Genomic DNA, 12,273 nt, shown 5'->3' on the forward strand with positions numbered 1-12,273 from the left:
ATCACTGCCCGGCGTCGCCAAAGCCGAGTACCTGCACCGACACCACCGACGGCATGCGGTCCCGGGCGTTGGTCGCCTGCTGGCGCGCCAGGTCCTCCGCCGCCTGGGTGACCGCGCTGGCCGCGGCGCTGGCCGAGGTCAACGCCCCCACATTGACGCTTGCCAGCGCGGGCAGCCCGGTCGCCTTGCCCTGTACCTGGACATTGGCGGCGTTGACCACCTGCAGCGCGGCAAGGTTGACGTTGCCGGAAACGCGAATGCCCGCCTCGCCCGCGTCGATGGTCCCGAGCGGCGCGATCAGGTCGATGTCGCCGGGCGGAATCTCCGGAATCGGGTTGAGCGTTGCAATGCCCGCGCCGGTGCTGGGTACGGTGGGGGAAAGCGTGACATTGCCCACGTCGTCATAGAGCCGGCGCGGCGGCGAGAACAGCACGGTGGTCTTGGCGCCGCGGCCCGCGTTGATATCGCCGGTGGCCGACCACGCGGTGATGCCGCCGCCAAACGTGGTGAAGATCCGCGACAGCCCCAGCAGGATGCTGTCACGCGCGTACATGTTGATGTCGCCCGAGCCCTGCGTGAGCAGCCCCGACGACGGCGGCGGCACCTTCCCTTCCACGCCGATCAGCGTGCGCCCGCCCGGCGTCAGCGTCTCGATGCTGCCGCCGAAATCCGTCCTGATGCCGGAGGGCCCGAACAGCGTGATGTCGCCGCCGTAGGCAATGGCGTTGTCCTGCGCGTCGTGGTCCGGAAACAGCGTGGCGATGGCCGCGCGTCCGCGCGCATAGCTTCCGGCGCGACGGCTGCCGGGGTCGTTGAACTCCCGCCCGCTCGTGCGCAGTTCCGCAAAATAGACCTCGCGCGCAAAGATGCCCTGCTCGGCGGGGCTGAGCGCCAGGAACGCCGCCAGCGCATCGGCCGGCCCGCCGGCATAACCGTAGCGCGCGGCAAGCCATGCGACCAGCTCGTTCTCATAGGTCCTGGCGACCTTCCCCGCGTTGGCCGCGTCGTCAAGGCCCGCCGCGGGATTGGCGGCGTTGCCCGCCGAGAAATAGCGCCTGGCGAACGCGGCGTAATCCGGACCGCTGGCGCCAACGCCGGCCAGGGCCACGATCGATGCGCCGCCGGACCGATTACCCGGGTCCACATTGACAATGGCGCCCAGGCTCTCCAGCGATCCCTTGTCGCCCTGGTAAAGATTGCGTCCGGCGCTGACCTCGAGCAGGCCCGGGCCCGCCACATCGAAGCTGGACTGCAGGATGTCCCGGCCGGCGGCGACCACGGAGATGTCGCGCGGGTCGTTGTGGACGAAGAGGTTGCCGCTGGACTGCCCCTGGGCGCCGCCTCGCGCCGATGCCGTGGCGACACCCGGTGCCGTGCCCGCGCCGACGATGTCCCGCCCGGCCTGGACCCACACGGGACGGGAGCCGACATACCATGTCTGGCCCCTCAACGCGGGGGGCGCGGTCACTGCGTTGAAGTTCAGGATTTCTCCGGTGCGCAGTCCGACAATGTCGCCCTCCACGGCATAGAAGCGCGCGGGCGGCGTGGGGCCGTCGAACAAGCCGCCGGCCGCGGTATCCGCCTGATAGGTAAAGAGCCAGTTGCGTCGCTCCCCCCCCTGGGTCGCGCCGCCTTCGCCCGTGACATTGCTCAGCGATGTGTCGCCGGCCGCGGCCTCGTAGGCGGGATGGCGCGGCGTTGGCAGCGCGGCGGGATCCGCGCCGGAGATGTCGACGGGATAGCCCTGGCCGCGGATGCTGTCGGCGGCCAGGAACTCGAGCTTGCCCAGCGGCGATGGCGCCAGCACCAGGGACCTGCTGGCGGTGCCGCCGCCGTAGAAAATGCTGCCGCTTGCCGCCGTGACGGAGAGACCCGGCGGATAGACATAGCTGCCGTCGGTCGACAGGCTGTTTGTCAACAGGCCGGTAGCAGGATGGCTGCTCTGCTGCGACGGCGTCACGTTGCCGCCACTGGAGAACAGCGCGATCGCGCTGCGGTCCGTCCACAACGTGAACCAGCTATACGCGTTGCCGGCATAGTCCAGGCCCTGGTAGCGGAACGGCATGGGGCTTGCCAGGTAGGAGCGCCCCGGATCCGCCGCCGCGTCGAGCACGAGGTCCCCGCGCGTCGACAGGCTTACGCCGCCATCGCCGGGCGCGACCAGCAGGCCACCCCCGATCTGCGGCCTGCGCAGGCTGTTGTCGGCGGCACCTTGCCAGCGCGGGTCATTCGGGTCGGCCGGCTGGCTCAGCGAGGGCGCGCCCGCGAGGTAGCCGATGGCGCCCGCGGTCAACGCCGTGTCGCCGCGCAGGTTGACCAGGGATCCGAACATGTCCGGCGTGGAGGCTCCCGGACTGAGGACACCCGCGGGATTGAACGCGCCGCCCACGCGGATGTCGAGATTGCCGCCGCCGGTCTGCGCGATGGTGCCGTCGGACGATACCCGCCCGCTGCCGCCGATCGCGATGTTCAGCCCGCTGCTGCGCGGCAGCGCGCTGTTGCCGCGGTCCGAGATCACGCCCGCGTTGCCGCCCACGTCCACGGCAACATTGCCGCCCCCGAGCGCGCCGATGCCGGTGAAGCCGATGACCTGCGCGCTCGCGCCCGCCAGCACATCGCGGTAGGGCACCGCGTAGGTGCCGAAGTTGATCCACCACGCGGCCGGCTGGCCAATGCCGTCGCCGCCCTGGCGCCACAGCCAGTTGCCGATCAGGTTGCTGCCCGCCAGGCCCGCCAGCGGACTGGCGGGCGACTGGCTGCCAAAGATGTCGCCGCTGAGGTTTCCCTGCGCGGCGATGACCACGTCTCCGCCCCGTTCCGGATACCACGCCTGGTAGTTGCCGTTCCCTGTCAACGCCTCGTAGGCCGCGCCGGCACCGCTGCCCAGCACCATGCCGCTGCCGTCGTTGATGCCACGCCGCAGGTTGTACGGGTCGGCGCCATTCGGGCCGATGCCCGCGGCCTGCGTGCCGGCCGTATAGATGCCGAATGGCGTGGCTTGCGACAAGTCCCCACCCGCGAGCATGTCCAGATCGCCGGTGCCAGTCCGGATCACGCTGAAAACAGGCTGCCTGGTCGCGGCCTTGACCAGCGTGAAATGCGGGTCCGACAGGCGGATATCGCCGGCGCCGCCAAGCACGCCGGCGGCCTGCAGCGTGCGGGTATCGGCCGACTGCGTGTCGGCGCCGCCCGCCAGCCGCATGGACCACGAGTCCGAGCCGGCCGCCAGCATGGGCGCAATGGCCCAGAGACTACCCTGCCTGCCGCCGGCAACGGGGCGCAGGTCGATGCCGGCTACCGTGCCGGTGCCCGCGGCGTCGGCAAACTGCAGATTGACGCCGGGCGGCAAGCGGGTGCCCGAGGGCACGCGCACATTGGCGGCCAGCGTTGCCACGCCCGAGAAGATCGACAGGGACACGCCAGCCGGTACCGTGAATGCCGCCACCTGGAGCGTCACCGGCACGATGGAGCCGGCGTCGAATTGCGCATTGCGCGGAATGCTGGCGGCTTGCGTCAGGACCGTGCCCGCCGGATACAGGACGTTGCCCGTGGCGTCGCGCACGGCGGCGCGCAGCACCGTGCCGGCCGGCAGCGTGGCGGCGGCGTTCAACGTGATCCGCGTGGGGATCGTGACATTGGCCTTCAGCGACGTGGCCCGGACCGAAATCGGAAAGTCCAGCGCGGACGCGATGCCGCTGAAGGACGTCGCGGTACCCGTGGCCCCGCCCTTGAGCGTGATGGCGACGGGCAACACCAGTTCCCCGCGCATGGGATCGATGCCCGAGGCCAGTTTCCAGTTGGCGTCGTCCGGCGTGGCCGGCGGCGGCGCAAAGCCGTCCGAGATGCTGCCGAAGATGTCGAGGTCGCCGCCGGCGCGGATGACCAGCGCGCCGGGCTCACCGCTGCCGCGCACCGCCGTGGCATTGGGTCCGTAGCGATAGCCGGACAGGTCGATGTCTCCCTGCACGGTCAGGTTGCCGTTGGCCGTGCTGCTGACGATCTCCACGCCCGGCCGCAGGTGATAGGCATCGCCGTAGGCGCGCAGGCCCGCCAGCCTGGCCTGCAGGCTGGCATTGCCCGCCGCGCCCTGCATGAAGGCCTGGCTGTCCTGGTTCAGCGTGTCGAGCCAGGCCTGGGTAATGATCTGGTTGGTCCTGCCGTCCAGGGTCGGCTCGGGATCCGCCGGCGCGTTGTCGTAACGCCAGAAGCCCTGCACCGCGATGCTGGCGGCACCGTCGATCCGGACGGGACCCGAGACGTCGACGCGGACGTCGTTGGCCGTGGCCGAGCCGGCTCGGCCCGCGTCGAGGACCAGCCGCCCGCGCGCCACCGCGTCGGCGGAACGCATGTCGACGGCGGCCCCCGGCGCCAGCGTCAGCATGCCATTGGCGGCTGACAGCTCCACCGTGGCCCGGTTGGCCGCGTCGATCGGCTGGCCGTAGCTGTCCACCGCCAGCCGCGTACTGTGCGCGTCCAGCAGCGCCGCGCCGGCGAGTGTCAGGTTGTCGCGCGCGGCCAGGCGAATGCTGCCCGGCGCCAGCCCGCTGGCGTCCACCTTGCCGGTCACGGTGAGGCTGCCGCCGTCCACCGAGATCGTCACTGCGTGCGCGCGTACCTCGTCGCCCACCACCATGTCGCCCTGCTTGAGCACGAAACTGCGCGACCCGACCACGCCGCCCTCATTGAGCCGCTGGTTGAGCCCTGTGAAGTCATCCAGCACCCGCGCGCGGATGTCGATGCCGCCGGCCTGCGCCGGATCATCCGCGCCGCCGCCGTCGATGCGGCCCGCCAGGGCCACGCGCCCGCCGGCATCGCCGGTGGCGGTGGCCTGGACGGTGCCGCCGGCCGCGTGCGGCGCCGAGACGTCGATGCGCGAGCCGGCCGCCTGCGTGATATTGCCCGTGGTGCTTTCCAGCACGACATCGCCGCCGGGGGTGCTGCGCGTCTGTTCGAAGAACGCCTTGCCGCGACCGGCCAGGTCGAGTTGGGCCGCATCCGTGAGCGTGATGTCGCGCTGCGCATTGACCACCAGCCTGCCGCTGGGCAGCGCGACGCGCGTGGCCAGCACCACACTGTCGCCCTTGAGGTCGATCTCCGCGCCCAGCGCGCCGCTGCCCTCCGCTGGCGCCGCCTGCCCGGGCAATGGCGCGGCAACTATCGCGCCGCCCGCGACGAACTTCGTCACGGAACCGGCCTCGCCAGTCAGCAGCGGCGTATTGAGGCTCAGGTCGCCGCCGCCGTACGTGTAGCCCTGACCGGCGACGTAGGCGCCCTGGGACTGGTAAGCGGACAGCGTGCCGTGATAATTGCCCACGATACTGCCCGCCGCGGTCAGGTTGACCGTGGAGAACCCCAGCGCAAGCCGGTCCAGCACCAGGCGCGTATCGGGCGCGGCGTTGCTGGCATAGCCGAGAACGATGTCGTCCGCGACGAGGCTCAGCGTGCCACGGCCGGTTCCCGCCCCGCCCGGCAGGACCACGCCCGGCAAGGCACTCGATGCTTGCGAGCTGATGGTGTAGGCCACGCCGTCGCTAAGTCCGGTCCATACCAGCCGGCCAGCCGTCAACGTGGCTTTGTCATCGGCGCCGCCAAGCCCGTAGATCGCGGGCGTGCTGAGCACCAGTTCCCGCAGGCGGGACTTGCCCGTGGCCGGGTCCAGCGTGCTGAGGTCGACCGTGCCGAAGAAGTTGATGGAATCGCTGGCGCCGAGACGCAAGGACTCGAGAGCCGGCACGCCGGGCTCGTCGTTGCCTGTCAGCAGCCGGTTCATCAGCGCCTGGTCGAACTGCAGGCCGTCCGGCAATACGCGGTCGCGCGCCGCGGCGGCCAGCGCCGCGCCGCCGCCGATATTGATGCTCGATACCGCCAGGCTCAGTTCGCGCGCGCCGAAGCGCATGCCATCGTCCATCGTCAGGGCACCGGCGCCCTTGAGCGCGAGCACCAGCGAGCCTTCCGTGTAGAGCCGCGCGTCGCCAAGGTGGATGCCGCCGTTCGTCAGGCTGCCGCTGTTCGGCACGGTGACATCCAGCCAGTTGTTGGACACCGCCAGCAGGCTCATGCCCTGCGAACCGCCGTAGTTGCCGAGGCTGTAGAGGTAGCCGTCCGCCGAGCGATACGGTGTGGCGCTGCCTTGCCCGACGGTATCCAGGCGCGAGCCCGATTCCAGCGTGATGCCGCCTGGCCCGGCGGCAAGGAATACTTCCGGCGCCTGCAGCACCGCCCCGCCGCGGAGCACCGCGGCCGAGGTGTTCGAATTGATGACGAAGAGCCCGCCGGCCTGGCGCACCATGGTGCCGCCGATGGACAGCCGCGGCGCGTCCAGCGCGTTCAGGTCGCCGTCGCGGAACGACGCGTACCCGGCCGACGGTGCGGCGCCCGCGGCCAGAATCTCGATCGGGATGCCCGTCTGCGTGGCCCCATCGATCGACACGCTGCCAGGATTGCCGCCCTCGGCCGCGCCAAATCGCGCGTTGCCGGCGAATCCGAACGCCAGGCCCGCGCCGTCCGGCCTGGACAGCCGCAGGGTCAGCGTCTTGCCGTCCTCGGGCAACGGCGGGGCCGGGTTGCCGAACGTCGCGGCATTCTGGCGTGCGAAGTCGGCGTAGCTGGTCTCGCCATATTGCGCGTAGCGGCGCACGACGTCGCCCGACGTCAGGATTGCGCGAGTCGCCTGCGCATCGCGCGCGCCGGTGTTGGCCACGCCCTGCACCGCGGCCACGGCGAAGGAGCCGTTCTTCATCGCCACCACGCCCTGCTGCCGCAGGTCTGCCATGCCGCCCAGCTCGACCCGGAACGCACCCGGCATCAGCGCATAACGGGCCGGCATCAGCGTGTAGGTGCCGGCGGGCAGCCCTGGAACACCCGCGGGAATGGTGATCTGGCGGCCCATGCCGGGCGCCGTGCCGGCGCCCGCGTCCACCGGCGCGTAGGCCGGCTGGATGCCCGGCACGATCGCATAGACCGCGTTGCCGGCACTGCTGAACGTATTGGCCGGGCTGGCGTTGGCCAGCGCCGTCTGCAGGACGTCGACCGAACCGCCCCGGCCGCTGACGAATGCCGCGCCCAGCAGTTCGCCGCCACCGGACAGGTCCAGCGTGGCGCCGGCCTGCACGGCGCTGTGGCGGCCGTTGACGGTCACGCCGCTGGCGGCCAGGCGCTGCGCGAGGCCATTGGCGTCGGTCCCGGATACGTCAACGCCGTTGTAGCCGTAGGTGATGCCGTCCGCCGTGCCGCCGAACGGCACGCTCAGCCCGTCCGCGCTGACCGACGTCAGGCTGCCCGGCAGGAACGCCACGGTATCCGTGACGAAGGAAGTCGGCGTGGTCGGCGCATCGTCGCCCACGCCGATCGACAGCTTGCCCAGCGGCGCGCGCAGCACGGCGCCTTGCTCGATCTCGGGCGCGGCGATGGACAGACTGCCAAACACCGATTGCGGCTGCCCCGGCATGTCGGCCGTGGTACGGTGCAGCGCGATGCGCTCGCTGGCGAACAGCGATGCCACGGCCAGCGTGACCGGGTAGATCTGGGCTGCGCCCAGGGTCAGTTCACGGTGGCCGCGCAGCGCGCCCTGCAGGCGGATGTCGCCGCGGCTCTCCAGGTCGGCGGTGCCAAAACCCGCGTGGGCAACGGTGTGCGTGCCGCCGCCGTTGAAGTCGATGATGCCCGCGGCGCCGGTGAGGTCGAGCGTGCCGACATCGATCAGGTCCGCCTCGATGCGCAGGCCGGCGTCGCTGGCCAGCGGCGGCTGGACCGCGGTCTGGGGCCGCACGACAGGATAGGTCTGGAACGCGCTGGTGACAGTGGCGAGGGGCGCCGCGCCGAGCGACACGTACGGCGCGGCAAGGCGGACGTGGCTGGACGGCACGCCGTCACCGCCCGCGGCCAGATTGGCCGCGTCAAGCCAGCCCGCATTGATGCGCAGGCTTTGCCCTGTAGACAGGTCCACGTCCCCACGGAACCCGACCGCACCGACAGACACCAGCGACAGGTCGTCAAACCCGCCGGCCCGGATACGGTCCACACTGACCGCACCCGTCCCGAACGTGTAAGGGACGATGTCCAGGTCATGCTGGCTGACCCAGAGTTCGCGCGGGATGCGGATGGCATCGGGCACAGTGAACGGCCTGCCGGCCTGCGGATAGAGCGGCGCCTGCAGCTCCAGCGCCAGCAGGCCGCCACGCGCGCCGGGACCGCCGCCCGCCGCGCGCATCTCGCCTTCCAGCGTGAAACCGCTGTACGAGCGCACCGCGATGGAGCCGCCGGCGCTGGCCGCGTCATAGGTGGCACGGAACAGCGGGTCGAGCGGGCTGACCGCCGCGCCGGTCGACAGCGCCGCCGAGGCACCCGACACATCCAGCACTGCGCCGGGACGGACGATGACAAACGCGTCGGTGGAAATCGGTGAGTGCGTATCGTCGGACGTGGTCCCTCCCTCGCTGCCCAGCACGATGCTGCCGCCATCGGGCACGACCCCATAGGCGCGGCCGTACTGGTCCAGCGCAGTCACCGCGCGCGCCGCGGCGTCCAGCCGCGCGTTGCCGCCGATCAGCACGGCCAGGTCGCCCGGCGTGGCATCCGCCTTGCCCCCGCCTGGCGCGCGCGAATTGACGACGATGATCCTGCCGCCCGGCGCGGTCAGCGTGCCGTCCACCACCACCTGTTCTTTGCCATCCACCCGGATCGTCTGGCCCGGGTCGACCGTGATCGAACTGCCGCTCCCGACAGTCACGTTGCCGCCGCCGAGATACGCGCCGTTGCTGTCGTAGATCGCGGCGGAGCGCAGCGTCAGGCTGGCGCCCTCGCGTTGGCCCAGCACGGCCGTGACGGGGTTTTCCTGGTAGAGCGGCGGCAGCCAGGCCGGCATGGCGACAGCCGGGTCGGTGCCGGTAGGCACGTAGCGAGCATTGCCGTCCAACCGATAAACCGCCGGCACCACGTCGATATGCGTGCCGTCGGCTACGGTCATCGAGCGCAAGCCGTTGATGTCGTAGTTCGAGAAGCCGCTCGCGAACAGCGATTCCGGCAGCACCAGCTCGCCCGCGCCGGCCTGCCCGCCACCGATGCGCACCGTGCCGGCGGAGATGGACAGCGTGCCGCCCTGTCCGGCCCCATAGGCACGCACCTCGCCATCGAGACGCAACGTGGCGGCGGGATCGGCCACCATGCCCGGCGCGTTGGCGCCGGGGCCGTTGGCGGTCAGCGAAATCGCGCCGCCACGGCCACCGCGCAGCGAGCGGTCGGTCAACACGGCGCCGCCCGACGAGGCGTCGATGCGCGAACCCGCGGCGATCGTCACGTCATGCGTGGACTCGATGTCCACCGAGCCGCCGTCGACATAGGCCAGCGCACCCGCTTCGCTGCCGTCCAGGAAGGCATTGACCCATTTGCCGCGCACATCGAACACGGCGCCCGCGCCGATGTCGATGCGGGCCTTGCCGTCGATGCCCAGCACGGTATCGTTGAAGGTGCCGCTGGCGGCGATCGTGTTGCCAAGGCGGATGCCTCCGGCGCGTGCCGTGAGGTTCGCGTTGACAGTGATATCGGGCGCCACGAAGCGCAGACGGCCGCCATCGGCCAGCGTCAGGGCGCCGTCGACCAGGATCGACGAACCGGAATACACCTCGATGCCGCCGAACCCGAAGCCCGAGAACTTCGCGGCGTCGAACCATGCGGTGCCCGCGCGCGCGTCCGGCAGCGCGCCGTCGGCCGTCATGCCGCCGGTCACGGACGGCTGGCCGTTGCCGAAGCGCACGTCCACCGGCGGCTGCGTCGGCAGCGCGGCATCGTTCTGGTAGTGGCCGAAGGCGAACTGCGCGGCGCGCGCCACGGTGTTCTGCGTGGCCTTGTAGCCATCCGTGGCCGCGGGGTCGCGCGGCCGTCCCTGGCGCTCGCCCTGCAGCACGCCGGCGTTGACGTCGCCTTCCAGGATCGCGGTGGGTGCGTCCACGATCAGGGCGCCGCCGTCGCGGCCGGTCACGAAACCCTTCTGCCAGCGGTAGACCGGCGCCAGCGCGACGTTGTAGAAGCGGTCGGTCACGCCCCAGCGCGCGTAGTCGTTCTCGTAGCCGTTGTACACGCCGTCGTACAGCTGGTCCCCCGGCGCATTGCCGGCGGTGTAGAGCAGCCCGTCGCTGCCGCGCAGCCAGCTCGTGCGCACAAAGCCGTCGGCGGTCACGATCGAGCCGCCGGCCAGGTTGATGCTCGATCCCTTCTGCGTGACCACCTCCTTGCCGGCCAGCCGCACCGAGCCGCCCACGGCGGCCCATTCGCCGATGGTGTGTCCCGTGGTGCCCAGGTAGCCCGAGACTTCCAGCAGGCCGCCGGGCGTGTAGTAGCGGTCCGTGGCGTAGCCGCCGGTGCCGGCCGGCATCAGCACCAGGTCGCGCACGTCCACCCAGACGTCGTTGCTGTTGAGGCTGCCGCGGTCGCGGCTGCCCGGCGCGTCGCGCTGCTCGTTGCCCTGCACGCTGATCTTGAGGCTGTTGCTCTCCATCGCCACCTTGACCGCGGGCGCGCCCGCGGCGTCAAGGCGCGCGCCGTCCGCGACGAACGCGCGGCCCGCGGCGCTGACCGCGATCTGGCCGCCGGTGGCCAGCGTCAGCGACTGGTTCTCGAAGTTGACGGTGCCGCCGCTGGTGATCTCCACGCGCGACTGGTCGCGGCGGTCCGGCAGGCGGGACAGGTTGTCGAACGCGGCGGGAATGGCGTTGGCGTCCGCGCGCGCCTTGTCCTGGTCCGCGGAATCCTTCAGCAGCGCGTCGCGCTGGCTGTCCAGCGCGGTCTCGGTGCTGTCCTCGATCAGCACCGAGGTCACGCTGCCGGCGGCCAGCGTGACCTTGCCGTCCGCGTCGGTTGCCGAGTTCAGCAGGTGGATGGTGCCGCGCTGGCTGACGGACGTGGTGGCCAGCGCCACGCCTTCCTGGCGCACGTCGTGGCCGGCCAGCGTGATGTCGCCGCGCCCGGCCGTGATCACGCCGCTGTTGGAGACCAGCCCGGCGGCGCTGGCCGCCGCGCGCTGCACCGCGACCTCGTTGCCGCGCGTGGTGGAGACCTGGTTGCCGTCCGAGCTGTAGCCGGGCCGCAGGATGAAGCTGTCGCCGGCGGCCAGTTCCGCCTGGCCGCGCGGCGTGTTGATCGTGCCGCCGTTCCTCACCTCGCTGCCCAGCAGCAGCGCGTAGCCGCCGCCTTCGGTCACGGACTGCGGCGCGCGCGTGTTGATGATGGCGCCGCCCTCCACGATCAGCTTGCCGCCGGCATCCGTGAAGCTGGGCGTGAAGCCGCTGGCGCCGGCCGCGGCGCTGTAGATGCCGTTGTCGCGGAACTGCGCATCGCTCATCCGCGCCGCCGCCGCCACCAGATTGCCGGTGTCGACCTGGCTCGAGCCCGAGAACAGGACGCCGTTGCGGTTGAGCACCATGATCGTGCCCGCGCCGCTCATCCGGCCCAGGATCTGGCTCGGGCGCGAGGACGGATCGTTGACGCGGTTGAGCACGGCCCAGGTGCTTTGCTGATCGAACTGCAGCGACGTGTTGCGGCCGATGTTGAAGGTTTCCCAGTTCAGGATGGCGCGGTCCGCGGTCTGGCGGATGCCGACCAGGATCCGCCCGGTGGCGGGGTCGATGGCCTGCGTGGGCTTGTCCGCGCCGCTCCAGCCCGCCGTGGCGGGATTGGTGTCGACGCTCAGGCCGCCGGTGCCGAGGCCGTCCGGCACGCCGCCGCTGGCGAGCAGCGCGGCCTCGCGCGCCTTGCGCTGGGCTTCCATTGCCGCCGCGGCGGCCTGGGCCGCCTGGCCCAGGTTGGCGATGGACAGGCGGGTCTGCTCATTGAGCTGCTGCACCTGCTGCGCGGTCAGCGTGGCGCCGTAGGGCGTCATCGCGCCGATGCGCGCGGCGTTGGCCGTCGCCTGCTTGCCCGCCTGCTGCGCGATCCAGGCGGCGTTGGTCGCCGGCCCCGCCGCGCTCGCGGCGGCGGACCATGCGGCCAGCGCCACGGCCACCGCGCTGGCAAGCGGATGCGGCGCCAGCTTCCGCGTTGCCGCGCGCATGCGAAACCGGACCGGCGGGTTGGCCTTGGGCAGCGCGCCCGGGTGCACCTGATTCATGCTGGATCCTGTCGGCACATCACCAGTGCCGTTGCGATGGGTCATGGGAGCGCCCGTGGCCGCGCATCGGATGCGCAACGTGTTCCGGATGACGCGTGCCCTGAAGTCGCAGCAGATTGCAGACCAGAGGTGACGCGTTCGTGACCGGAACTGCGCAGATTTCCGCAAACCGT

At 71.3% G+C, this 12,273-nt stretch carries 1 protein-coding gene; it reads right to left on the reverse strand.

Features of this window, described 5'->3' with window-relative positions:
- Position 1 precedes the first annotated feature (1 nt).
- The gene (locus KF708C_RS21640) at positions 2 to 12,100 is read right to left on the reverse strand and encodes a filamentous haemagglutinin family protein (RefSeq protein ID WP_059413222.1); all 12,099 of its coding nucleotides are present in this window, start codon (positions 12,098 to 12,100) and stop codon (positions 2 to 4) included.
- Positions 12,101 to 12,273: the final 173 nt, after the last annotated feature.

Origin of the sequence: Cupriavidus basilensis, assembly GCF_000876015.1 — a bacterium.
Lineage (GTDB): Bacteria > Pseudomonadota > Gammaproteobacteria > Burkholderiales > Burkholderiaceae > Cupriavidus > Cupriavidus basilensis_B.